Here is a 25,713-nt window from a genome sequence, read left to right on the forward strand (position 1 = left end):
ATGAAGCGCGGGTCCCTGATAGCAACGGTCGTCGCGGTGGCGGCGGCCGCGGCATCCGTCATCGCCGTCAGCGTGGTGTGGCCCGGCTTGGACTCGCGATCCACACCGCCCGAGCAGACGTCGGTGTGGGCGCTGCAGACCGGCGAGGGCCGGCGCTATGCGCGTGTGAACACGTCCATCGGCGAGCTCGACACCGTGCGCAGCGTGGCCAATCCCTCCGCCGTGGCCCAGACGGGCGACGGCGCGTACCTGTTCTCCGAGAGCTACGGCAAGGTCACCCGCATCGACGAGGCGCTTCCCGACGACCTCGACGACGAGGCGCTGCGCGAGTCGCCCTCGACCCCGGCGGGGACCGTGCAGGCGGCCGTCACCGGCGACTACGTCGCCTACCGCACTGACTCGGGCGCGGTGTACGCGGGCCGCATGGGCGATGCCTCGCCCGGGCAGCTCAACCCCGACGGCGCCGACCCCGACGCGCCGCAGTTCACTGCACAGGCCATCGCGGTCGATGACGCCGGCGTCGTGTATGCGTACTCGCAGAAGGACGCGGTGGTCGTCCGCTATCGCATCTCCGATGGCGAGGTGCTCGGCCGCGACGCGGTGCCCAAGGGCCCCTCCGGCTCGGCGCTGGGGCTGACGGCGGCCGACGGCACATGGTTCCTCGTCGACGAAGACGCCGGTCGCCTCTGGCGTCGCGGCGCGGAGTCGTCGGTCGTCCTCTCTCTCGTCGGTGATATCGCCTACAGCCAGGCGCAGTCGTCCGGCGACGCGGCGTGGATCGCCGACGACACCGGTCTGGTCAAGCTGTCAGTCGACGGTGCCGAGCCCGAGCGTGTCGTGGGCGGGGCGGGGTCGACCCGCGACCTGGGCACGCCCGCACGACCCGTCGTCGACGGGGGCGTCGTCTTCGCGGCATGGGTGGGAACCGACACCGGAACCCTGTGGCGCTCCGACGACGGCGAGCAGGCCCTCGACTTCGGCGACAAGACGCTCGGCGACGATCGGCGCCCGGTGTTCACCGGCAGCGGGAGCGCGCTGATCCTCAACGAGACCCGCAGCGGCTGGGTGTGGAACGCGCACACGGCGGCGCTGCTGCCCTCCAGCCAGGACTGGTCGCTCGACGACACCTCGGCACCCGAGACCGCGCCCAGCGACGAAGAGGCGCAGGTCGTCATCGACCCGAAGCCGCCCGTCGCCGAGGCGGACGCGTTCGGCGTACGCGCCGGCAGCCTCGTGAGTCTGCCGGTCATGCTCAATGACCACGACCCGAACGAAGACGTGCTCACGATCGACGCCGACAGCGTCACCGGCCTCGACGACGGCTTCGGCACCCTCTCGGTCACCGACGACGGCCAGCGTCTGGCGGTGCACGTGGCCGCGGATGCACACGGGTCGGCCACTTTCCGCTACCGCGTGACCGATGGCACCGCGAAGGACGGCCTGTACTCCGAGCCGGCGACTGCCACCCTGACCGTACGCGGCAGCGGCGACAACTCTGCGCCCAAATGGTGCGGCACCGCCGGGTGCCTGGCGACGTGGCCGTCGCCACAGGTCGCGCCGGGTGGCACGGTGACCGTGCCGGTCCTCGACGGATGGGTCGACCCCGACGGTGATCCGCTCATGCTGCTGGGCGTCACCGATCCGACCGGAGCGGGGGCCGCGGCATCCACTCCCGACGGCGACGTCGTGTACCAGCACTCCGATCCGTCCGTGACCGAAGCGCAGATCGTGCAGCTGAAGGTGACGGTCGGTGACACCCGCGGAGCCACGACGACCCGCGACCTCACCGTCCGGATCACACCCAAGCCGAAGCTCGAGGCCGAGTCGTTCGCCGTCACCGAGACGCAGGGCGGCGGCATCACCGTCGATGTGGGCCCGTACGTGCAGGGCACGCAGGGGCGCCTGTCGCTGTCGAGCGTGCGTGTGCTCGACGACACCTCGGCCGAGGCCGTGGCGACCGCCGGCGGCACGAGCTTCGACATGAGCACGAAGAGTCCGGGCATCTACCGCGTCTCGTACACGGTCACCGACGGCGAGAGCGAGGCATCGGCGACGGCCCGCGTGACCGTGCTGCCCGACGACGCGCCCGCGCAGCTGGCGACTTCGCCCGTGGTGGCCTTCGTGCGTCCGCAGCAGGACGTCACGCTCGACGTGTTCAGCGCCGTGAGCAACCCGACCGGGCGTGTGCTGCTGCTCAGCGACATCGAGCCGCACGCGATCGATGGCGCCACGATGTCGGTGGATGCCGTCGGGCAGAACTACCTCCGCATCTCAGGCTCGACCGCCGACGGCTCGCCGGGCCAGCTGGGCACCATCACCTACACCGTGTCGGACGGTACGAACGACGCGGGCGCCCGCATCACCGGCGAAGCGACGGTGTACCTGCTGCCCGCCTCCAGCGACCTCGCGCCCATCGCCGTCGACGACACGGTCGTGGCCCGCGCCGGTGCGCAGGTCGACATCCCGGTGCTCGACAACGACGTGTCGGCCTCGGGCGGGGCGATGACGCTGAACCCGGCATCGGTGCGCTCGTCGACCAAGAGCGCGCTCGCCTTCGCCTCGGGGCGAATGCTGCGCTACCTCGCGCCCCGCACGCCCGGCGACTACCGCATCGAGTATTCGGTGTTCGCGTCGGGCTCGCCGACGTTGGCCGACACCGCCGTGGTGCGGGTCAAGGTGATCTCCGACGAAGCGAACCGCGCTCCCCGGCCGCGCACTCTCACCGGCCGTGTGCTCACCGGGCAGGCGACGACGATCCCGTTCCGCTCGTACGGCGTCGACCCTGACGGCGACGACGTGAGCCTCGACCGCATTCTGACTCAGCCGTCGAGCGGATCGGCGACGATCGCGGCCGACGGCGAATCGATCGAGTACGCGAGCGTGCCCGGCTTCCACGGGCAGGTGTCGTTCACGTACCGGGTGGTGGATGCCGCGGGCATGACCGGCACCGCGACGGTCCGGGTCGGCGTGCTCGACGAGCAGGCGAACCCGAGCCCGGTGACCTTCACCGACTACGTGCAGCTGCAGGTCGGCGAGAGCAACACGGTGCGGGTCGAGCCACTGGCCAACGACGTCGACCCGACGGGGGGAGCGCTCGCCCTGAGCGCGGTGCGCCCGGACGCGGTCGAGAAGCTCGCCGACGGCAGTGACAACGCCGAGTACGCGCGCCTGAAGGCGCTCATCGGAGAGACGACCGAGAAGCAGGTCGTCATCAGCGCCGGCACGTCGCCGGGCACCATGTCGTTCCTGTATGACGTGACCAGCAGCACCGGCAACACGGCGCGTGGTCTCATCGTCGTGAAGGTCGTGCGCGGGGCCGTGCCCGACTACCCGGTGATCTCCGACACCGTGCTGACGGCCGTGACGCGCGAGCAGTTCACCTCGGGCGTCGACGTCGTCGCCGGCAAGGTGAGTTGGACGGGCGGCGACATCGGCGGCCTCACCCTGAGTCTGTGGGGCGAGCCCGAGGGCGTCTCGGTGTCGGGCACGAAGCTCTCCGGAGCCCTGCCCGAGCACACCCGGATCATCCCGTTCGCACTTTCGGGAACATCGACCGCGGGCCAGAAGGTGACCTCTTACGGGTTCCTGCGGATTCCCGGCGCCGATGATCTCACCCTTGCGCTCAAGCCCGGTCAGAAGGCGCAGGAGGTCACCGAGGGCGACTCCGTCACCTTCGACATGGCGAAGCTCGTGAGCCTGCCCACCGGCGCGGTGCTCGAGGTGGGCGACGAGATCACGGCGACCAAGGCGCGCAAGAACGCGGTCTGCGCCTCGGCCGGCGGCACGAAGGTGCGTTACGACGCGGGACTCGGCGCACCGTGGACCGACGCCTGCGTTGTGCCGGTGCGGATGACCGGTCAGAAGGAGTGGACCTACCTGTCGGTCCCGATCGCCGTCACCGCACTCGACCCGGTCCCGGTGCTCGATTCGGCGTCGCTCACGATCAGCCCGGGCGCGACCGTCACCTACGACCTGAAGAAGCTCACCACTTGGCAGGGGCGCGACGACTGGGACAACATCGTCTACACGCTCGACTATCAGGGGCGCGACTTCACCGTCACGCACGAGGGCACGACCGTCACCATCGTCGGCGCCGATGCGGCCGCGCCCGGCGACGAAGAGGTCGCGGTCGTCGGCGTCTCCAGTCACCCGGGTGTCTCGCCCGCGCGGCTCATCCTGCGCGTCGGCGCGGTGCCCAGCACGTTGCCGAAGGCCGGGACCGTGGCGCAGAAGTGTTCACAGGCCAATGGATCCAGCTGCACGGTCGAGGTGATCGGTGCCGCCGGCGAAGTGAACCCGCTGCCGAACACGCCGCTCGAACTGGTCGACGTCCGCAGTGGCGGAACGTGCAGCGGTGTGACGTTCACGGTGGCGGATGCCGCGCACATCCGCGCCTCGTGGTCGGACGACACCGCCGGTCAGACCTGTACCGCGGTCTTCTCGGTGCGCGATGCGCAGGGGCGCGCGACGGCCGGGGATCGAGACGGCCAGCTGATGCTCGACCTGCACGGTTACCCGAAGGCACCGGCCGCCGTGGTGCAGTCGGCGTACGCCGACGGCACCATCACGCTGCGGGTGGATGCGGGAGCGGCCAGCCAGGCGTACCCGGAGCTGACCGGCTTCGTCGTCCGCTACAAGGGCGACGTGGTCGCCCGCTGTTCGGCCGACGGCGTCTGCCCCACGATCGAGGCTCCCAACGGCGAGGCACGACAGTACGAGGCGAAGGCCGTGAACGCGGTGGGCGAGTCGTCGGGCTCGGTATCCACGACGGCCTGGGCCTACGACGCACCGCCGACGCCGAAGAAGGTCACCGCCACGCCGGTGGTCACGAGCGGCGACGGCGGGGTCGTCAAGGTCACCGTCGACGGCATCGACTCGAGCAAGACCGCCAAGCTGCGCATCACGAGCGACACTGGCGAGTCGGTCGACGTCGACGTGCCCCGCCGCGGCACGTCGGTGACCGTTCCCGAGTACCGGATCGGCAGCAACGACTCCACGCCGCTCACGGTCACCCCGATGTCGCCGTTCACCCTGCCGCCCGGCTTCGACGGCTCGACGACGGGCCAGGCCCGTACGATCCTCGCCAACGGCGTGGGCGCGCCGAAGAATCCGAGCCTCTCACTGTCGACGAGCTCGGACGACTCCGACAAGGCGACGATCAAGGCATCGGGCTCGGCGACCCCCAACGGCGCCGGCTCGCGTGTGCTGTACGGCATCGTGCTCGACGGCGATCGTTGTGTGGCGACCGATTCGACCGCCTACAAGGAGTTCGAAGTCGACGCGGGGCGGACGTACACGTACCGGCTGTGCGCGGAGTCGTTCGTCGGCGACACCTCGTTCGGACGCGTCGAGACGACGGAGCAGACGATCGCTCGAGCGGGTAACGGCCCGAAGGGCTATACCTATACGGTGGCCGCCAAGCCCTCGGTGGATGACGGCGCGCAGCGCGCCGAGTGGAAGATCAAGGACGACCCGACGTCGGCGGAGCAGGTGCCCCGCTGGGCATCGGTGAAGTTCAGTGGTCTTGACAGCTCGGTCTTCGATCGAGATCCGGGCATCGAGGTGTGGTACGACTACGGCATCTTCTCCGGCCCGCACAGTCCTGTGACGGCGAACAGCGCGAGTGCCCCGTACCAGGTGTGGGCACAGTGGCAGATCAAGGTGTGCTCAGGCGGCGACACGCTGCAGGCCACGGGCAGCTCGAGCGGGAATGCGGCGACGGTCTCGTTCGACTACTCCAAGGCGACGTACGAAGACGTCCATGGAAAGAGCCTCGACGTCACCACCGCCGGTGTCGTGCCCGACTATGCGGTCTCGGTGGCGCGCGTCAGCGTGACCGTGTCGTGGCCGTCGGAGTGGGGTCTGAACTCCGCCACCTCCACGTTCGGCGGCTCGTGCGCGCCGAAGAAGCTGGCCGCCCCCACCATCTCGAGCGCAGAGGGCACGGCCGATGGCGTGGTCGTCACGTGGTCGTCCGTCGCAGACGCGACCGCATACGAGCTGCAGCGGTATGACGGCGGATGGTCGACCGTCAAATCCGGCATCGCGGAGACCACCTACACGGACGGCAACGCCGACTTCGCCGCCTCGGCGCACAAGTACCGGGTCATCGCCAGCAACGCCCACGCCGAATCCTCGGCATCCGAGACGGTGACCTCCTCCCCGTACGTCGCACCCGGTTCCGACCCCGGTGACGGCGGCGGTGACAACACCGGCGGCGACCCCGGCGACGACACCGGCGGCTGACCGGCACGGCCCGTAGCATCCATCCCACTCCCCATCCCGACAGGAAGACACGAATGACGATCCCCCAGGAACAGGCCACGTGGTTCGCCGACACGTTCCGGCAGCTCGCCGAGAACGTCGAGCACGCCGTGCTCGGAAAGCGCCACGTCATCGAGCTGGTCCTGGTCGCGATGCTGAGCGACGGTCACGTGCTGCTCGAAGACGTGCCCGGCACCGGCAAGACCTCCCTGGCCCGCGCACTGGCGTCGTCGGTGCAGGGGACGAACACCCGCATCCAATTCACTCCCGATCTGCTGCCGGGCGACATCACCGGCATCACGGTGTACGACCAGAAGACGGGTGTGTTCGAGTTCCACTCAGGTCCCGTCTTCGCGAACATCGTGCTGGCCGACGAGATCAACCGGGCGAGCCCGAAGACCCAGGCGGCACTGCTCGAGGTGATGGAGGAGGGCAAGGTCACCATCGACGGCGTCACACGTCCGGTGGGCGTGCCGTTCCTCGTGCTGGCCACGCAGAACCCCGTCGAGCAGGCCGGCACCTACCGGCTGCCCGAAGCGCAGCTCGACCGCTTCATGATGAAGACGTCGCTGGGCTACCCCGATCACGCGGCAACCGTGCGCATCCTCGACGGCGCGGCCGTGCCGACCTCGAAGCTCGATCCGGTGATCACGCCGCAGGCACTCGTCGGCATGGCCGACCTCGCGCGCGAGGTATACGCGAACGCGCTGGTGCTCGACTACATCGCCCGCATCGTCGATGCGACGCGCTCAGCCGAGCAGGTGCGGCTGGGTGTCAGCATCCGCGGCGCCCTGGCACTCACCCGGGCCACGCGCACGCGCGCCATCTCGCAGGGCCGCACCTACGCCACGCCCGACGACGTGAAGGCGCTCGCGGTGCCGGTGCTCTCGCACCGTCTCATCGTGCACCCCGAGGCCGAGTTCGACGGAGTCACCGCTGACGCGGTCATCGGGCAGATCCTCCTGGATGTTCCGCCGCCCACCCAGCGCGAGGGTGCATGAGCCCTCGCCAGACCACCCGCGCCGCGTACACCGCATTCCCTGAGGGGACCACCACCACCCTCGGGGGCTTGACCGCGCCCGACGGCACGACGACACGGCGCACCCAGGTCACCGACCGGCGGCGCAGCAGCCTGGTGCGCGCGATCGTCACGGCGCTGACGGCGGCGCGTGCAGCGCAGACCGGCACGAAGACCGCCGCAGCCTGGCTCGCCCGGACCGTCACGCCGGCCGGCTGGCTCGTGGTGGCACTGGCGACCGTGGGGCTCACGCTCGGCTGGGTGTTCGGCTGGGTCGAGGCGCTCGTGGCAGGGTTCGCCTCGCTCGCCCTGCTGGTGATGAGCGTGCCGTTCCTGTTCGGCGCGCGCGGATACGACGTCGCAGTGCACCTGCCGCATGAGCGGGTGGTCGCCGGCGATCCGCTCGACGGGCAGATCGTGATCCGCAACACCGGCGGCCGCACTACCCTGCCGGGGCGTGTCGACCTGCCCGTTGGACAGGGACTTGTCGAGCTCGGCGTCCCCTTGCTGCGGCCGGGGCACGAGACCGAGCAGCCCGTCTCGATCCCTGCGATGCGCCGCGGCGTGATCACCGTCGGCCCGCCCACCGCGGTGCGCACCGATCCTGTCGGATTGCTGCGGCACGAGCACGAGTGGGACGAGCGGCACGAGATCTACGTGCACCCCCGCACCGCCATGGTCCCCGGAACGAGCGCCGGAATGATCCGCGACCTCGAGGGAAATCCCTCACGGCGCATCGTCGACGCCGACATGTCGTTCCACGCGATCCGCGAGTATGTGCCCGGTGATGCGCGTCGCCAGATCCACTGGAAGTCGACGGCGAAGACCGGGCGACTGATGGTCCGCCAGTTCGAAGAGACGCGCCGGTCGCGGCTGGCCGTGATCCTCAGCCTCGCCGAGACGGAGTACGCCACCGACGACGAGTTCGAGCTCGCCGTGAGTGCCGCCGCCTCGCTCGGCGTGCAGGCGGTGCGCGACGGGCGCGACATCGACGTGGTCACGGGCTCTGCCATCCCGAAGATGGTGCGCGGCCGGATGCGGTCGATCGAGGTGCTGCAGGCCGGCACACCGCGCGGCCTGCTCGACGGGTTCTCGCGGCTGAACGCCCTGGAGAGCACCATGCCCTTGCCCGAGGTGTGCCGCCTGGCGGTGGAGGCCTCCGACACGCTCTCGCTCGCCTTCGTCGTCTGCGGATCGCAGACGACGCCCCGGCAGTTGCGGCAGGCGGCGCTCGCGTTCTCCTCCGCCACCGCCGTCGTCGGCGTCGTATGCGATGAGAAGGCGCACCCGCGCACACGGCCGCTCGGCGGGCTGACCGTCATGACCGTGGGGCTGCTCGACGACCTCGCCGGCCTCATGATCCGCGGGACGCAGACGTCGCTGATGACCGGAGCGGGGGCGACAGGATGATCCGCCGCGCCGACGAGGAGGCCCGCGGCTTCGCGGCCCTGCGCACGCGATACGTCGCCACCGGCACCGCATACGCCGTGGCGATGGCGGCCGTCGCCGCGCTGGCGGCCTGGCCCGTCTACGGCGACGCGCGATTCCTCCTCGTGGCCGGCGTCGGCGTTCTCGTCGCGCTGCTGATCTCGGCGGCCGCCACCATCTGGCGCTGGGCGGGTTGGCTCACCGTCGTCGTCACGGTGGTCGCGATCGCCGTCATCGGACTCGCGCTCGCGGTGCCGCCGGCAAGCCCGGCCGCTCTGCCGATCTCGCTGCGCGACCTGCTCACCGGTGCGGTCACCGGCTGGAAGGACCTCGTCACGGTCGATCTGCCCGTCGGCACCTACCGCAACCTGCTCGTGCCCGCCGTCATCGTGTTCGTCGCCGGCACGCTGGGCACACTCCGCCTGGCCTGGCGTGCCCGCCCGCACGGTTCCGTCGCCGCCCTCATCGCGTTGGTCATGTCGGCGTTCGGGCTGCTGTTCGGGCGCACCGTGACCAGTGGCCCGATCACGCTGGGTCCGCTCACGATCGGCGCCCCGCGTGAGCTCGGCTGCGGCATCCTGGCCCTCGTCATCTCCCTCGTGTGGCTGGCGTGGCGTGCCGCCGCCGCCCGTCAGGCCGCGCTGATGCGCGCGGCTCAGAGCAGCGGCGTACGGCTGTCGCGCCGTCGTCGTGCCGCCGACGTGCGCCGCACGGCGCTGGCCGCCGGCATGGTCGCGGTCGCCGTCGCAGCCGGTGCGGTCGTGACCCCGGCGATCGCCGACGTGCGCTCGCGTGACGTGCTGCGCAGCGGCATAGGCCCGAGCCAGACCATCAGCGAGGCCATCAGCCCGCTCACCGACTACCGTACGAATTTCGCCGACGACACCGTCGACGCTCCGCTGTTCACGGTGAGCGCCGTCGACGGGCCGCTGCCCGATCGCATCCGGCTCGCCACGCTCACCTCCTATGACGGAGCCGAATACCGGGTGTCGGTGTCGGACGCCGACGCGCGCTTCGTGCGGGTGCCCTCGCGCCGCAGCGCCGCCGCCGGCACCGAGTCGACGGTCCGGGTCACGGTCGAGGGTCTGCGAGGCATCTGGCTGCCGACGTTCGGTGCCCTCGAACAGGTGCGTTTCACGGGTGAGGATGCCGACTCTGCCGCCGATGCTTTCTACTACGACGCCGCGGGCGAGGCGGGCGTGGTGACCGGCGGCACCGCCGAAGGACTCAGCTACACGCTCACCGCGACCTCGCCGACCGTTCCCGATCTGGCGAACGCACAGGCGCCGGGAGCATCCGCCGCGGTGGCGATCCCCGACAGCGTGAAGTCCTGGATCGAGAAGCAAGACGCCGGCTCCGGCGGTGCCGGGCTCGCGTCGCTCGTGCAGGCGCTGCGCGAGCGCGGCTACCTCAGCCATGCTCTCTCCGTCCCCGACGGCGGGGCGAAGTGGATGTCCGCGCTCGGCGGCGGTTACGTCTTCCAGCCCAGCGCAGCAGGGCACTCGCTGGCCCGCGTCGACGCGATGTTCCGCGATCTGCTGGCCCGTCAGGCCGACGACTCGGCCGGCTCGCTCGTGGCCGCCACCGGCGATGACGAGCAGTTCGCCGTGGCTGTCTCGCTCATCGCCGAGCAGCTCGGGTTTCCGGCACGGGTGGTCGTCGGCGCACGGCTGTCGGCCGCCGGAGACGACCTCACCGTCTGCGACGACGGGGTGTGCACCGGCGGAGACATCACGGCCTGGACGGAGGTGCGGGATGCCGCCGGCCAGTGGATTCCGGTTGACGTGACACCCCAGCACACCGAAGGGGCCGACACCGTCGTCACGAAGCTGCGCGATCCCGAGAATCCGACCGAGGTCCGTTCCCAGAATGCGGAAGAGGTTGATCCGCCCGACCCGACGAAGCAGGATTCGAGCGACTCGCCGCGACACGACGACGATCAGGCCGACCTCAGCGGACTGTGGGCGGCGCTGCGGATCGGTGGCATGGCTCTGGCCGGTGCGCTGGTGCTGTTCGGGCCGTTCGCGGCGATCGTCGCCGCCAAGGCTGCACGGCGGCGCAGCCGCCGCCGGGACCGCTCGCCCCGCGCACGCGTTGTCGGCGGGTGGGACGAATACCTCGACGCCGCCGCCGACCACGGGCGCCCGACGCCGTCGAACGCGACGCGCACGGAGGTTGCGGCGGGTCACGAATCGCCCGCTGCGGCGACCCTCGCCGTCGAAGCAGACCGGGCGGTGTTCTCGGATGCCGCGCTCACCGAGGAGGAGTCGGCGCGCTTCTGGGACATCGTCGACGACGAGCGCCGTCGGATGGCGGCATCCCTTCCGTTATGGCGGCGCATGCTCGCGGCCGTATCTTTGAAATCGTTCACCCGGGGTACCGAGAGGAGGGGGCGCGGCCGTATGGCGGCGTCCGCTGACGAATGACGAACATCGACATCTCCACGCTCATCGCGGTGTCCCTGATATCGCTGGTGCCGATCATCGCGATGTATCTCTGGATCGGGCTGGCCCTGCAGGCGGTGTTCAGCAAGGCGGGCGAAGAAGGCTGGAAGGGTTGGGTGCCGGTCCTGAACACGGTGGTCCTGCTCGAGCTGGGCGGCTTCGCCTGGTGGTGGGTCCTGCTGCTGATCATCCCGGGCGGTTCGCTGGTCGTCTACGTGGTGCTGGTCATCGCGTGCCACCGCATCGGAACCCGTTTCGGCTACGGCGCGGGGATGACGGTGCTCGCCGCCCTGCTGTTCCCGGTGTGGGCCTCGGTCATCGCATGGGGGCGCAACCGCTGGGTCTCGGCGCGCGAGGTCGCTCCGCGCGGGGCGGGTGTCCAGCGCAGTGAACCGCAGTCGTTCGACGCCTGGCGTGCGCCGATGCCCTCGGCGGTACGCCCGGCGCCCCCGGTCCCTCCGCAGTCCAGCGGTTTCCCCGCGTGGGCCCCTGCGGGCGCCGGAAGCACCCCGGCGCGTGCCCAGGCTCCGGCGCCTACGGGCCCCGTCGCGGCTCCCGCGGCATCCGCTCCCGCCGTCTCGGCACCGACGGCGTCGTCGCCGCTCGGCGAGACACCCCGCCCGGCGCCCGTGACGCCCGCCTCGTCCTTCGCCGGCTTCGCGCCGGCGGCACCGACCGGCGCCGCCGGTGACGACGACCTCGACGGTCCTGTCGACGCCGCGCGACAGCCCCGCGTGGCAGGGCCGTTCACCGGGACCGTGCAGATCATCCCCGCCGCGACCGAAGACTCGCAGGTGGGCCCGCGTCGTGCGGCCGCGCCCGGCGACGACGCCGAGCCGGCCGACGATGTCCGTGCTCAGGCGCCGATCCACGACGTTCCGGAGTGGAGCGAGCCCGCGCCCGCGGCGAACCCCTGGGCGCCGCCCGCGCCGACCGCGCCGCCGCAGATGCGTCCGTTCGACCCGACCGCGTTCTCCGACACCTCGGGCGAGGTTTCTGCCGTCGCGGGGGCCCCGTCGCTGGGCGCGCCGATGTCGGCGCGCTCGTCGGTGTCGGCACTGCGGCAGGCGCCCGAGCTGCCCGATCCCGACGACGCGTTCGATGAGACGATCATCGCCTCACGCCGGCGCACGCCGTGGATGCTGGTGCCGCCGCTGGGCGCGCCCATCGCGATCCAGCAGGACGTCATCATCATCGGTCGTCGTCCCACACGCGACCCCGCGTTCCCGAACGCGCAGCTGGTCTCCATCGTCGACGAGACGCGCACCGTCTCGAAGACGCACGCCCGCCTCGAGCTGAAGGACGACACGCTCTGGGCGATCACCGACCTCGACTCGACCAACGGCGTCGTCATCATCGACGAGGACGGCACCGAGATCGATGTGGAGCCGTACCGCCCGCTGCCCGTGCTCGGGCGCTTCCTGCTCGGCGACGCCGAGCTGGCGATGGAGCGCGACGACCAGTGACCCCCGCACCGGACGACGACGACCTCGACGACACGCGCATTTCGCGTCGGCGGGGTGTTGCGCCTGGTGGCTCGCGGCTGCCCGACGCTGTGCCGGAGGACGACGACCTCGCCGACACGCGCATCTCGCGTCGGCGGGGTGTTGCCCCTGGTGGCTCGCAGCTCGCCGACGCCGCGCCGGAGGACGACGACCTCGATGACACGGCGGTGTCGGCGGGGCGGGCTCGATCGGTGGATGCCGCTGGGGCCGTCCTCGCGGACGACCCCGACGACCACACCATGCGCGTGCACCGTGCCGCGGACGCTCCGGCGCAGGCCGAGCCGGACGACGACACCGACGACACCGCGCGCGTTCCGCGCCGCCGCGCGGCGACTCCCGTCGACGACCGCACCGTTCCGGTTCGGCGACGGGCGACGGCTGCCGTCCCGGACGTCGCTGATGACCCGCTCGATGACACGCTCGTCTCGGCCCGGGCCGCGGAGGCGGCGAGCCGCAGCATCCCGCACGCCGTCATCCCGCCGCGAGAGCGCGCCGCCGCCGACGGCGCACCCACCCGCGCGATCTACCGGCCCCGTGCGGATGCGCCGGTGCGGGTGGAGCGTGCAACCCCCGCACCGCAGGCGCCCCAGGAGTACGTCGACACCGCCGCGCAGCAGCATGCTGCGCGATCCTCGCGCACACGCGGGGCGCTGCTCGTGACGGCCGCCGTCGGACTCGTCGCAGCCCTCGGCGTCGTGCTGCTGGTCGTCCTGCTCACGCTGCCGTAGTCACGCCTTCCGGCATTCTGACGCACCAGCATGCGCCCGCTCCCGGCGGCGCCGGCGCAGGAGGTCGTCCCGGCGCCGGCATGACCCGCCGCGTTTGACCAGTCCGGCCATCGACGCGTATCATTGACACAGTGTGCGCTCATGCGCCCCTTCGACTGTGCCTCGGCGCAGGACCGGGGGAGTCGGGCCCGCACAGATCCGGGACCGGCCTGTGAACAGGCCACCCCCACGGCATATCCACCACGAACAGCTCGACGCCATCCTGTCGTGCCGGTGGATCTGTGGTGAAACCACGCGCTGTCACCGTGCAGCACAGAAAAGAAGGAAGAACGTGCCAACCATTCAGCAGTTGGTTCGCAAGGGGCGGTCGCCGAAGGTCTCCAAGACCAAGGCTCCCGCGCTGAAGTCGAACCCGCAGCAGGCCGGCGTGTGCACCCGCGTGTACACGACCACTCCGAAGAAGCCGAACTCGGCGATGCGCAAGGTCGCCCGTGTGAAGCTCCGCAACGGGACCGAGGTCACGGCGTACATCCCGGGTGAGGGTCACAACCTGCAGGAGCACTCGCTCGTGCTCATCCGCGGCGGTCGTGTGAAGGACCTCCCCGGTGTGCGCTACAAGATCGTTCGCGGCGCTCTGGACACCCAGGCCGTCAAGAACCGCAAGCAGGGCCGTTCCCACTACGGCGCGAAGAAGGGTTGAGTTAGATGCCTCGTAAGGGTCCGGCCCCCAAGCGCCCCGTTGTCAACGACCCGGTCTACGGCGCACCCGTCGTCTCGCAGCTGGTCAACAAGATCCTCGTGGACGGCAAGAAGTCCCTCGCCGAGTCGATCGTCTACGGCGCCCTGCAGGGTGTCGAGGCGAAGAACGGCCAGGACGCCGTCGCCACGCTGAAGAAGGCGCTCGACAACGTGCGCCCCACGCTCGAGGTCAAGAGCCGCCGTGTCGGTGGCTCGACCTACCAGGTGCCGGTAGAGGTCAAGCCTCACCGCGCCAACACTCTCGCCCTGCGGTGGCTGGTCAGCTACGCGAAGGGCCGTCGCGAGAAGACGATGACCGAGCGTCTCCAGAACGAGATCCTGGATGCCTCGAACGGCCTCGGTGCCGCGGTCAAGCGCCGCGAAGACACCCACAAGATGGCCGAGTCGAACCGCGCGTTCGCACATTACCGCTGGTAACACTCACCCCCGGTCGTTGAGCGAGGCCGCACGGCCGAGTCGAACGCGTTTCGACTCGCGGCTGACGCCGCTCGCTCAACGACCGAGTAAAGACAAGGAAGACATCCCGTGGCACAAGACGTGCTCACCGACCTCAAGAAGGTCCGCAACATCGGCATCATGGCGCACATCGATGCCGGCAAGACGACGACGACCGAGCGCATCCTCTTCTACACGGGCGTCAACCACAAGATCGGCGAGACGCACGACGGCGCCTCGACGACCGACTGGATGGAGCAGGAGCAGGAGCGCGGCATCACCATCACCTCCGCCGCGGTGACCTGCTTCTGGAACGGCACCCAGGTCAACATCATCGACACCCCCGGCCACGTCGACTTCACGGTCGAGGTGGAGCGCTCGCTGCGCGTGCTCGACGGTGCGGTCGCCGTTTTCGACGGCAAGGAGGGCGTTGAGCCCCAGTCCGAGACCGTCTGGCGTCAGGCCGACAAGTACGACGTGCCGCGCATCTGCTTCGTCAACAAGATGGACAAGATGGGCGCCGACTTCTACTTCACGGTCGACACCATCGTCAACCGCCTGAAGGCAAAGCCGCTCGTTCTTCAGCTGCCGATCGGCGCCGAGAACGACTTCGTCGGCGTCGTCGACCTCATCGAGATGCGTGCGCTGGTCTGGCCCGGCGATGCCAAGGGTGACGTGACCATGGGCGCCAAGTACGAGGTGCAGGAGATCCCCGCCGACCTCGTCGAGAAGGCGCAGGAGTACCGCGAGAAGCTGCTCGAGACCGTCGCCGAGTCCGACGAGGCGCTGCTGGAGAAGTACTTCGGCGGCGAAGAGCTCACGATCGCCGAGATCAAGGGCGCCATCCGCAAGCTCACGGTCGGCGGCGAGCTGTACCCCGTGCTGTGCGGCTCGGCGTTCAAGAACCGCGGCGTGCAGCCGATGCTCGATGCGGTCGTCGACTACCTGCCCTCGCCCGAGGACGTGCCCGCCATCGAGGCGCACGACCCCAAGGACGAAGAGAAGATCATCGAGCGCCACCCGAGCCGCGACGAGCCGTTCGCCGCTCTCGCGTTCAAGATCGCGGTGCACCCGTTCTTCGGCCGCCTCACCTATGTGCGCGTGTACTCCGGTCACGTCGACTCCGGCGCCCAGGTCATCAACGCGACCAAGGGCAAGAAGGAGCGCATCGGCAAGATCTTCCAGATGCACGCCAACAAGGAGAACCCGGTCGACGCGGTCACCGCGGGTCACATCTACGCCGTGATCGGCCTGAAGGACACCACCACCGGTGACACCCTGGCCGACCCGAGCGCGCCCGTCGTGCTCGAGTCCATGACGTTCCCCGAGCCGGTCATCGAGGTGGCCATCGAGCCGAAGACCAAGGCCGACCAGGAGAAGCTGGGTGTCGCCATCCAGAAGCTCGCCGAAGAGGACCCGACGTTCCGCGTCGAGCAGAACTCCGAGACCGGTCAGACGACCATCAAGGGGATGGGCGAGCTGCACCTCGACATCCTCGTGGACCGCATGAAGCGCGAGTTCAAGGTCGAGGCCAACGTCGGCAAGCCGCAGGTGGCGTACCGCGAGACGATCCGCAAGGCCGTCGAGCGTCACGACTACACGCACAAGAAGCAGACCGGTGGTTCGGGCCAGTTCGCGAAGATCCAGTTCGCGCTCGAGCCCCTCGAGGTCACGGCCGACAAGACGTACGAGTTCGAGAACAAGGTCACCGGTGGCCGGATCCCGCGCGAGTACATCGAGCCCACCAACCAGGGCTTCCAGGACGCCATGCAGGTCGGCGTGCTGGCCGGCTACCCGATGGTCGGCGTGAAGGCGATCCTCAACGACGGTGCCTCGCACGACGTCGACTCGTCGGAGATGGCGTTCAAGATCGCCGGTTCGATGGGCTTCAAGGAGGCCGTCCGCAAGGCGAACCCCGTCATCCTCGAGCCGCTCATGGCTGTCGAGGTACGTACGCCCGAGGAGTACATGGGCGACGTCATCGGCGACCTGAACAGCCGCCGTGGACAGATCCAGGCGATGGAGGACGCGCAGGGCGTGAAGGTTGTTCGCGCGCTCGTCCCGCTGTCGGAGATGTTCGGCTACATCGGCGACCTCCGGTCGAAGACCAGTGGTCGCGCCGTCTACTCGATGGAGTTCGACAGCTACGCCGAGGTTCCTCGCGCCGTGGCCGACGAGATCATCCAGAAGACCAAGGGCGAGTGATCGTCCGGATGCCGCGGGTCGGTCTTCGGCCCGCGGCATCCACCCCTCACAACTTCACATCAAAGAACCAGAACCCTCTCTACTAGACTGAGAGACATCCCCGTAGCGAGCCGGTCGCAATCCAGTGCCCGGAATCTCTACACGACCGTCCTGAGGAGGACCCAGTGGCTAAGGCCAAGTTCGAGCGGACCAAGCCGCACGTGAACATCGGAACGATCGGGCACGTCGACCACGGCAAGACCACGCTGTCTGCCGCGATCTCCAAGGTGCTCGCCGACAAGTACCCGTCGGATGTCAACGTCATCCGTGACTTCTCGTCGATCGACTCCGCTCCCGAAGAGCGTCAGCGCGGCATCACGATCAACATCTCGCACATCGAGTACGAGACCCCGAAGCGCCACTACGCTCACGTGGACGCCCCGGGCCACGCTGACTACGTCAAGAACATGATCACCGGTGCCGCTCAGATGGACGGCGCGATCCTCGTGGTCGCCGCCACCGACGGCCCGATGGCGCAGACCCGTGAGCACGTTCTGCTCGCCAAGCAGGTCGGTGTTCCGTACCTGCTCGTCGCGCTGAACAAGTCCGACGCGGTCGACGACGAGGAGATCCTGGAGCTCGTCGAGCTCGAGGTCCGCGAGCTGCTCGCCAGCCAGGGCTTCGCTGAGGACGCCCCCGTCGTGCGCGTCTCGGCGCTGAAGGCGCTCGAGGGCGACGAGAAGTGGACGCAGTCGATCCTCGACCTCATGGAGGCCGTCGACGAGTCGATCCCCGACCCGGTGCGCGACAAGGACAAGCCGTTCCTCATGCCGATCGAGGACGTTTTCACGATCACCGGTCGTGGCACCGTCGTCACCGGCCGCGCCGAGCGTGGCACGCTGGCCATCAACTCCGAGGTCGAGATCGTGGGTCTGCGTCCGACGCAGAAGACGACCGTCACCGGTATCGAGATGTTCCACAAGCAGCTCGACGAGGCCTGGGCCGGCGAGAACTGTGGTCTGCTCCTCCGCGGCACCAAGCGCGACGAGGTCGAGCGCGGCCAGGTCGTCGCCAAGCCCGGCTCGGTGACCCCGCACACCAACTTCGAGGGCACGGCGTACATCCTGTCCAAGGACGAGGGTGGCCGTCACAACCCCTTCTACACGAACTACCGTCCGCAGTTCTACTTCCGCACCACGGACGTCACCGGCGTCATCTCGTTGCCCGAGGGCACCGAGATGGTCATGCCCGGCGACACGACCGACATGTCGGTCGAGCTCATTCAGCCGATCGCCATGGAAGAGGGCCTCGGCTTCGCGATCCGTGAGGGTGGCCGCACCGTCGGCGCCGGCACGGTGACCAAGATCAACAAGTGAGTCTCTGACTCCACTGCGAAAAGGGTCGGATCCTTCGGGCTCCGGCCCTTTTCGTCTGCCCGGGCGGGGTCGTCCGGTTTTCCACACCCTTTCGCGTGCGGGAAATGGACTGTAGCCTCCGACTGTGTCTCGTGTTGCATCTGTGAGTCGACCGCCGCAGCGCGCGACTCGCGCGCTCTCGTTCGGAACAGTGATGGTCTTGATCGCCGCGCTCGCGTCAGCGTTCACGGTCGGCGAGCTGACAGCGGGGGCGGATGCCGCCTCCGCCGCGACGGTGAACGTCGGCGCCATCGAGGCGCGAATGGCCAACCAATCCGGGTGGACCGGCCAGGGCGCGCCGGGCGGCACAGGCAACGCGAGCCCGCAGGCGAACGACTGCACGCGGTATGGCGTCGCCGCGGACGGGACGATCACGGGTGGAGCTCCCAACACCGGCGGCAACAACGGAACCTCCCCCTACCAGAACGGAAACACCGCCTGGGTGAGCGCGGGAACCACGGCCCTCGTCGCTCACGGGCGCAGCGGTAACGACACGTCGACGTGCCAAGCCGCCAGCCAGGGGATCGCCCTGAGCAACCAGAGCACCATCGGCTTTTCGCCTCGCTCAGTGGGCGCTGTCGAGACCGGCACCATCTTCAACGTCGGCCGGATGGTCCACATCAATCGGCCGGTCTACAACAGCAACAGCTGGTTCCGCGGCGATATGAACATCCGGTTCCTCTCGACGACGCTGACCTACCAATGGCGGCTGCACGAGACGACGAACAATGCAACGCCGCCGGAGAACCCGCTCAACAACGATCTGCTCGACTTCACCAATCAGATCTCGCAGCAGCAGATCACCGTCGACGGCATCCAGTACACGCTCGTCGTGTTCGGCTTCACCGCCCCACAGGGCCAGGGCAACACCTGCAACGCCACTGTCGCCTCGACGACGAACGTGATCAATTCGTTCAGCACCGTGGAAGGCACCACGACGTACGGGTGCCTGTATGCGTCGCTCGAGCAGGTGCGCACCCTGACCGTCGTCAAGCAGGCCGAAGCGCCCAACGGTGCGCCGGGCACCCTCCCCGCGTTCACGTTCGACGCCTCCAGCACGCTGGCCGGCTCGCTGTGGGGCAGCGCTTTCTCGCTCACCCCGACGAGCACCGGAACGGCCGGTGCCGCCGTGACGACCCGTAACCTCGCGGTCGGCCAGACGGTGAACATCGCCGAGCGTGCGCAGGCGGCACCCTGGTCGTTCACGACTCTGACGTGCGTGGACGGCGTGGGTGACCCGATCGGCACCGTCACCGGCCAATCGGTCACGTTCGACGGCGACTACTCCACGTCGAACGCCGCGGCCGTTCCCATCAGATGCACGTTCGTCAACACGTATACGCCGCGCGCGACCTTGACGCTGCAGAAGCAGGTGGTCACGACGGGGCAACCGGGTGACCTCGCCAGCCCGTTCAACTGGACGCTCACGGCACGGCCACAGGGCATCGACGGACAGACCGCCGTCTCCGGTGAGGGGCAGACAGGGCAGACCAACACCACACCGAACCCGGCGATCACGAACCGATCGGTCATCGCCGGGACATATGCGCTGTCGGAGGTGCCCGACGGCTCGTCGCGGACAAGCGGCTATGTCGCGGGGTCGTGGAGTTGCTTCCAGACGGCCAACCCCAATCAGTCCGTTCCCGTCACCGGGGGAGCGGTCAGTCTGGCGAACGGCCAGAACGTCACGTGCCGCATCGCCAACACCTTCCAGACCGGTGCACTGGAGATCACCAAGACCGTGACGACGACCCCGGACGGCGGATACACCGGTGGGGCCACGATGGGATTCACCGCGCGATACACGTGTGACGGCGGTGTGACGGGCACCGTGACGGTGAACCCGAGCGACACCGAAGGGCAGGCCGGGGCCGTCAAGACCGTGGCCGATCTGCCCGCGGGCGCCAACTGCACCGTCACCGAGACGACGGTGCCCAGCGGCTCCACGGGCCTGGTGAACGACTCGTGGGCGTGGAACGCCGCTCCGGCCGCGGCATCCGTCATCATTCCCGCCGACGGAGCCGTGCGGGTGAACATCGCGAACTCCGCCACACAGCAGACCGGCACGCTGCGGATCACCAAGACCGTGGAACCGGCGAACGACGGCACCCCCGTCACCGGGTACACGGGTGGGCTCGGCCGGGAGTTCACGGTCCACTACACCTGCTCGATCGGTGCGTCGACCACGGCGAGCGGTACGACGACGGTGACACCCGGCACACCCGCCGAGATCCCTGGGGTTCCCGCGACATCGTCGTGCGTTGTGACCGAAGACGCCTTGCAGACACAGACCGGTGATTTCGCTGCTGAGGAGTACGACTGGGCCGGCACGTCGATCGCACCGACCTCGTCACTGTCCCGGCGTCTGGAACCGCGACGGTCGCTGTCACGAACACCTTCATTCGGCACCTCGTCGATCTGACACTGCGCAAGGTCGTCACCGGCGATGGCTACACCGGCAGCGGTGACGACTTCACGATCACCTATCTCTGCGGCAAGACGACCGGCTCGGTCACGCTGGCGGACGGCGGCGCGCAGACTGTCGAGGTGCCCGCGCGCAACGTGTGTCGCGTTCAGGAAACGGCACCCTCCGCCGATCTCCTCGACGAAGGGTACGTGTGGGATGCTCCGACCTACGAGGGACTCACCAACGGCACCGTGACGATTCCCGCCGGCGGGTCGAAGACGGTGACCGTCACCAACAACAATCGCATCGGATTCAGCCGCATCGCGGTGACCAAGGACATCGCGAACTTCGGTGACCGGGTGGAATCCGGAACGAGCTTCACGATCCACGTCACGTGCAACGCGCCCGCGCAAGGAGAGACGACCGACTACGCCGCCGACTTCGTCGTGAACTGGCCGAACCCGCAAACGCCTCAGACACCGCTGCTGCCGATCGGAACAGCGTGCACCGTCAGCGAGACGTCGGCCCCGTCGGGAAGTGCGAGCCTGCCGGACGGCTCCTTCGCATGGACCGATGCCCCCGACCCGCAGGACGTGACCGTCCCCGCGACGACTTCGCCACAGCCGGTGACGGTGACGAACGACATCACCCGGGTGAGGGCCCCGTTCACCATCACGAAGACGGTGAACAACACGACCAACGTCACGCCGACCGCCGACTTCACGGGCACCTGGTCGTGCACATACGCCGGTAATTCCGAAGTGTCGGGCACGTGGTCTGCTCCCGCCGCCGGCGGTCCGGCGACGCTGGATCCCGCCGCCGACGTGTATGTCGGCTCGGTATGCACCGTCACGGAGGATGCCCCGGCGAACCCCTCCGGAAACGACGACCCGTCATACTCGTGGGGCGTGACCCTCCCCGGCGCGACGACGGTCGGTGCGAGCGGTGGGGCAGCGCCGATCACGAACGCGCTCGACCGCGTCACCGGCTCGTTCTCGGTGACCAAGTCGGTCACCGGCGGCGCGCCCGGCGAGGCCTTCGGAACAGGACCGTTCACCTTCTCCTATCGGTGCGAGGCCCAGGGCGGCGAGATTCTCCAGGGCGTGCTCAGCATGTCCGCCGGCGGCACGGCGGCACCCACCGAAGACATACCGGTCGGGGCGTCATGCACGGTCGAGGAGACATCCACTCCGGACGCCATCGATCCGTTCAGCTGGGACGGTGTGTCCTATACGGGCGACGGCGTCACCGACGAGAACTCGACGGCGACCTTCACGATCCCCGATTCAGATGCGGAGATCGCCGTCACCGCGACCAACGCCATCAGCCCGAAGACGGCCCACGTGGTCGTGCAGAAGTCGCTGGATGACCCCGATGGTGGCCTGACCGACACGGGCAAGACGTTCCCCGTCTGGCTCGTTTGCGACGACACCACGCTTGCGAGCAAGAACATCGCGGTGGGGGGCACCCAGTCCTGGGAAGCGCCGTTGGGTGCAACCTGTCATGCCGTCGAAGGTCAGGTCAACGGTGATCTGCGGGACGCGTCCTTCGCGTGGGGAGCGCCGGTCTACGGCGACCCCGTCCACGTGACCGCGGCCGATGCGACGTACACGACGACCGTCACGAACGCGATAGTGCGCCGGCGCGGCACCATCGCGCTGCAGAAGACGTTCGACGACAACGGCTTCAACGGCGTCATCGCCCCGGGCAAGGAGTACACGGGAACCTGGAGCTGCCAGTACGGCAACGACGATCCGGTGACGGGAACGTGGTCAGGCACGGCCAGCGAACCGGCGACGCTGACGGGCGTGCCCGCTGCCGGCATCCTGCTCACGAGCACGTGCACCGCGAGTGAGGACGCACTCGGCACCCCGTCGAGCGACCCGTCTTACGCATGGTCCGCTGTGCAGTTCTCGCCCATCTCCAGCGTGTCGGCAACCGACGCCGACAACGTCATGGGTGTGGCGAACACGCTCATCCGGCACACCGGATCGATCGATGTCGAAAAGCACCTCAGCGGCGCGACCGCCGGTTTCACACCCGGCAGCGGCTTCACCGGATTCACTGTCGGCGTCGCCTGCACCCTCGGTGACGATCAGCGGCTCGAGCGCGAAGCGACGGTTCGCCCGGGCGAGGCCGCGGTGACCCTCATCGACGATGTTCCCGCAGGGTGGTCGTGCACGATCACGGAGCTCTCGCCATCGTCGAACCTGCTTCTGGACGCGTCGTATGCCTGGGGCGGCATCCACTATGCGATCGACGGCGATGCCGGTGACACGGTCACGATCGTCGCCGGGCAGACGGCACATGCCGACGTCACGAACACGATCACGCGGGTCACCGGGACGGTGCAGGTGACGAAGCTGATCTCGACGCCTGCAGCGGTCGCCGACGACGCGACGTTCACCGGCACGTATGCGTGCGTCTACCGCGAGGGTGAAGACGGCGAGGCGACGTACTCGGGCTCCTGGTCGGTGACGGGGGCCGGAGAGGCGACGCTGACCGGCGACACCGCGATCCCGCTCACCTCACGCTGCACCATCGATGAAACGGCACTCGACGACGCGGGCCTCGTCGATGGGTCGTGGGCATGGCAGGATCCCGAGTTCTCGGACGCTGCGGTCGTCACGTCGACGGCCCAGCCCGCGGCGCTCACGGTGACCAACAGCGCGCAACGCGTGTGGGCGGGCTTGCACGTCGAGAAGACCTACGACGGTGCATCGGCCGCTCTGCCCGACGGGCTGCAGGTGGCCGGCGTGTGGACGTGCACCCTGGGCGGGGCGACGGTCGCCTCAGGCCGATGGACGGCAGACGCCGGTGGCGGCTCCACCACCGTCGCAGCCCCGGGAGATCACGTCATCCCGGCAACTGCTGACTGCAGAGTGCAAGAGGATACGCTCGACGACGGCGTTCTGACCGACGGGTCGTTCACCTGGAACGTGCCGACCTACACGCCGGACAGCGGCGAGGTCTCGACCGTCGCCGACGAGACGGCATCGGTGACGGTGCACAACTCGACGAGCCGGGTGCGCACCGAATTCGCCGTCACGAAGAATCTCGTCGCCGGCGCCAACACGTTCGATCAGAACCTCGATTGGATGCAGACCTTCACCGGCGAATACGTGTGCCAATATGCAGACGACGACCCGGTGACCGGTGAATGGGGTCCCGTCGCGCACGACGGCGTCGTCACGATCCCGGGCATCCTCGTCGGATCGGAATGCTCCGTGACGCTCGAGAACCGGCCGGATGAGCCGGTCCCCGGCGCACCGTCGTTCGCGTGGCTCCCCGTGGACCTCGGGCAGAGCGTCGTCGCGCCGAATGCCGGCGAGGCGTTCCCGACCATCACTGTCACGAACACCGTGCAACGCCTGGTGGGCGCCTTCACGCTCGCGAAGACCGTCACCGGCGACACGGAGGGCCTCGTTCCCGGATCGGTGTTCACCTTCACGTGGCAGTGTCGAGCCCAGAACGGCGATCTGTACCCGGCCGACGGGCCCGGCACTATCGAGCTCGCCGATGGGGAGGCGTGGAACTCCCCGCCGGCCATCGCAGCCGGTGCTGACTGCACAGTCACCGAACAGGACCCGCCCGCGGCATCCGACCCCTCCTACACCTGGTCAAGCGCGCTCGCCGTCATCGGAGTGGCCAGCACGCCCGTGGGTCCTGCGGCGTCGGTGAGGTTCACGACCGAGGACGGCGTCGACATCCTCGTCGCCGCGGTCAACGAGCTCACCCGAACCATCGGCAGTTACTCGGTCACCAAGACGAGCGACCCCGCGAGCGGGTCGACTGTCGAGCCGGGACAGACGATCACCTACACCGTGACCGTCACGCCCGGCGACGTGGGCTTCGTCGACGACGTCGTCGTGACCGACGATCTCAGCGACGTGAATCCGCACGTGAGTCTGCAGATGGATTCGATCACGCCGTCGCAGGGCACGACCTCGCTCAGACCCGATGCTCTGGAATGGGATGTCGGGACCGTTCGTGCCGGCGAGCCGCTGACCCTGACCTATCAGGCGATCGTCAAACGGGCTGCCGACGGCGTCACCATCCGCAACGCGGTCACCGCCGACGGCGAGGTGCCGCCCACCGACTGCACCGACTGTTCCACGACGCACGTGACGCCGGCCTGGACGCTCTCGAAGAGTTCCGACCCGCCGAGCGGCTCGGACGTGAAGCCCGGTGACGTCGTGACCTACACCCTCACCGCGCGAAACACCTCGGATGCGGTCGTCACCGGTGCGAAGGCGATCGACGACCTGAGCGACGTTCTCTCGGGTGCCGACCTGATCGGCGACCTCGACGACGCGCTCAGCCGCGCGGGCACGACGCTGACCTGGACGATCCCGACTCTGCAGCCGGACGCGTCGGCGTCGGTGCAGTATCGCGTGCGGGTCAACGAGGATGCCGAGGCTATGACGCTGCGCAACGTCGTCGATCCGTCGGGATCCGGCGGCACGTGCGACGGGTGCACGACGACGGTGACAATTCCTCCCAACGGCGGCACGCCGACGCCGAGTCCCACACCATCACCCTCACCCGAGTTGCCCGTCACCGGCGGCACGATCGCCTGGGGCGTGGGCGCCGTCGCCCTGGTCCTGGTGCTCGTCGGTCTCGGTCTGATGATCGTCCGTCGCCGGAAGGCGTGAGAGGGATGGCGCCGCGACATCGGTCGGCACGATACTGAACACAACGGCGCCGCGTGGCGCCCCGAACAGGGAGGGAGTCCCATGGGTATCGATGACATCGTGAACAAGGGCAAGGAATTCCTCGAAGAGAACAAGGAGAAGATCGACGATCTGATCCACAGTGACCAGGCCGAGGGCGTCAGTGACAAGGTCCTCGACAGCGCCGCCGACTTCGCCAAGAAGGTCGCGCCGGACTCTGCGGACGCCAAGATCGATGGTCTGCGCGACCAGGCAGACGGGGCCGTCGGCAACGAGTAGCGCAAGCCGAGAGAAAAGAGGGCGGGATGCCACGCGGCATCCCGCCCTCTTCCTGTCGCAAGGGACTGCCGGCGTCGCGCGGGCGCGGTGCGCAGCGTCGGAGATTCTGGCCGGCGCGCCGATTCGTGGCGCTGCGAGACGGCGTGTCGGGGGAGATCCCCTTCCGTGTGTACG

General features: G+C 69.0%; 13 protein-coding genes. All 13 read left to right on the forward strand.

Annotation, left to right across the window (positions count from 1 at the left end; all coding sequences use genetic code 11):
- Window positions 1–6,246 (forward strand): Ig-like domain-containing protein, encoded by a 6,246-nt coding sequence (locus tag PU630_RS02340; RefSeq protein ID WP_275278754.1) that lies wholly within the window; start codon window positions 1–3, stop codon window positions 6,244–6,246.
- A 53-nt stretch (window positions 6,247–6,299) separates the two neighbouring features.
- Window positions 6,300–7,265 carry an AAA family ATPase gene (locus PU630_RS02345; protein WP_275278755.1) on the forward strand — a complete coding sequence of 322 codons (966 nt, stop codon included), beginning with the start codon at window positions 6,300–6,302 and terminating at the stop codon, window positions 7,263–7,265.
- Window positions 7,262–8,692: a DUF58 domain-containing protein gene (locus PU630_RS02350; RefSeq protein ID WP_275278756.1), complete on the forward strand. Its 1,431-nt coding sequence runs from the start codon at window positions 7,262–7,264 to the stop codon at window positions 8,690–8,692. Before PU630_RS02345 ends, PU630_RS02350 begins: the two co-directional genes overlap by 4 nt.
- Window positions 8,689–11,136, forward strand: a complete 2,448-nt coding sequence (locus PU630_RS02355; RefSeq protein WP_275278757.1) for a transglutaminase-like domain-containing protein — start codon at window positions 8,689–8,691, stop codon at window positions 11,134–11,136. The genes PU630_RS02350 and PU630_RS02355 overlap by 4 nt, the downstream gene beginning before the upstream one ends.
- Window positions 11,133–12,620 (forward strand): DUF5684 domain-containing protein, encoded by a 1,488-nt coding sequence (locus PU630_RS02360; protein WP_275278758.1) that lies wholly within the window; start codon window positions 11,133–11,135, stop codon window positions 12,618–12,620. The genes PU630_RS02355 and PU630_RS02360 overlap by 4 nt, the downstream gene beginning before the upstream one ends.
- On the forward strand, window positions 12,617–13,387 hold the full coding sequence (locus PU630_RS02365; protein WP_275278759.1) for a hypothetical protein: 771 nt from the start codon (window positions 12,617–12,619) through the stop codon (window positions 13,385–13,387). The genes PU630_RS02360 and PU630_RS02365 overlap by 4 nt, the downstream gene beginning before the upstream one ends.
- A gap of 331 nt (window positions 13,388–13,718) precedes the next feature.
- Entirely contained in the window at window positions 13,719–14,087 is a 369-nt protein-coding gene (rpsL, locus tag PU630_RS02370) for a 30S ribosomal protein S12 (RefSeq protein ID WP_275278760.1), read from the forward strand.
- Between the two features lie 5 nt (window positions 14,088–14,092).
- Complete coding sequence (gene rpsG, locus PU630_RS02375) at window positions 14,093–14,563, forward strand: 30S ribosomal protein S7 (protein ID WP_275278761.1); 471 nt, start codon at window positions 14,093–14,095, stop codon at window positions 14,561–14,563.
- A gap of 108 nt (window positions 14,564–14,671) precedes the next feature.
- On the forward strand, window positions 14,672–16,786 hold the full coding sequence (gene fusA, locus PU630_RS02380) for an elongation factor G (RefSeq protein WP_275278762.1): 2,115 nt from the start codon (window positions 14,672–14,674) through the stop codon (window positions 16,784–16,786).
- A gap of 164 nt (window positions 16,787–16,950) precedes the next feature.
- The gene (gene tuf / locus PU630_RS02385; protein ID WP_275278763.1) at window positions 16,951–18,141 is read left to right on the forward strand and encodes an elongation factor Tu; all 1,191 of its coding nucleotides are present in this window, start codon (window positions 16,951–16,953) and stop codon (window positions 18,139–18,141) included.
- A 193-nt stretch (window positions 18,142–18,334) separates the two neighbouring features.
- Complete coding sequence (locus PU630_RS02390; protein ID WP_275278764.1) at window positions 18,335–20,602, forward strand: DUF5979 domain-containing protein; 2,268 nt, start codon at window positions 18,335–18,337, stop codon at window positions 20,600–20,602.
- A 56-nt stretch (window positions 20,603–20,658) separates the two neighbouring features.
- On the forward strand, window positions 20,659–25,242 hold the full coding sequence (locus PU630_RS02395) for a DUF5979 domain-containing protein (RefSeq protein WP_275280001.1): 4,584 nt from the start codon (window positions 20,659–20,661) through the stop codon (window positions 25,240–25,242).
- Window positions 25,243–25,323: 81 nt separating this feature from the next.
- Window positions 25,324–25,539: a hypothetical protein gene (locus PU630_RS02400; protein WP_275278765.1), complete on the forward strand. Its 216-nt coding sequence runs from the start codon at window positions 25,324–25,326 to the stop codon at window positions 25,537–25,539.
- The last annotated feature ends 174 nt before the right edge of the window (window positions 25,540–25,713 follow it).

Source organism: Microbacterium horticulturae, assembly GCF_029094505.1.
Lineage (GTDB): Bacteria > Actinomycetota > Actinomycetes > Actinomycetales > Microbacteriaceae > Microbacterium > Microbacterium horticulturae.

Bases quoted from the DNA above. Each gene is read 5' to 3' on its own strand.
- PU630_RS02400 (WP_275278765.1), top strand. From the start codon at position 25,324: ATGGGTATCGATGACATCGTGAACAAGGGCAAGGAATTCCTCGAAGAG.
- PU630_RS02390 (WP_275278764.1), top strand. From the start codon at position 18,335: ATGGTCTTGATCGCCGCGCTCGCGTCAGCGTTCACGGTCGGCGAGCTG.
- PU630_RS02340 (WP_275278754.1), top strand. From the start codon at position 1: ATGAAGCGCGGGTCCCTGATAGCAACGGTCGTCGCGGTGGCGGCGGCC.
- PU630_RS02350 (WP_275278756.1), top strand. From the start codon at position 7,262: ATGAGCCCTCGCCAGACCACCCGCGCCGCGTACACCGCATTCCCTGAG.
- rpsG (WP_275278761.1), top strand. From the start codon at position 14,093: ATGCCTCGTAAGGGTCCGGCCCCCAAGCGCCCCGTTGTCAACGACCCG.
- PU630_RS02360 (WP_275278758.1), top strand. From the start codon at position 11,133: ATGACGAACATCGACATCTCCACGCTCATCGCGGTGTCCCTGATATCG.
- PU630_RS02345 (WP_275278755.1), top strand. From the start codon at position 6,300: ATGACGATCCCCCAGGAACAGGCCACGTGGTTCGCCGACACGTTCCGG.
- PU630_RS02355 (WP_275278757.1), top strand. From the start codon at position 8,689: ATGATCCGCCGCGCCGACGAGGAGGCCCGCGGCTTCGCGGCCCTGCGC.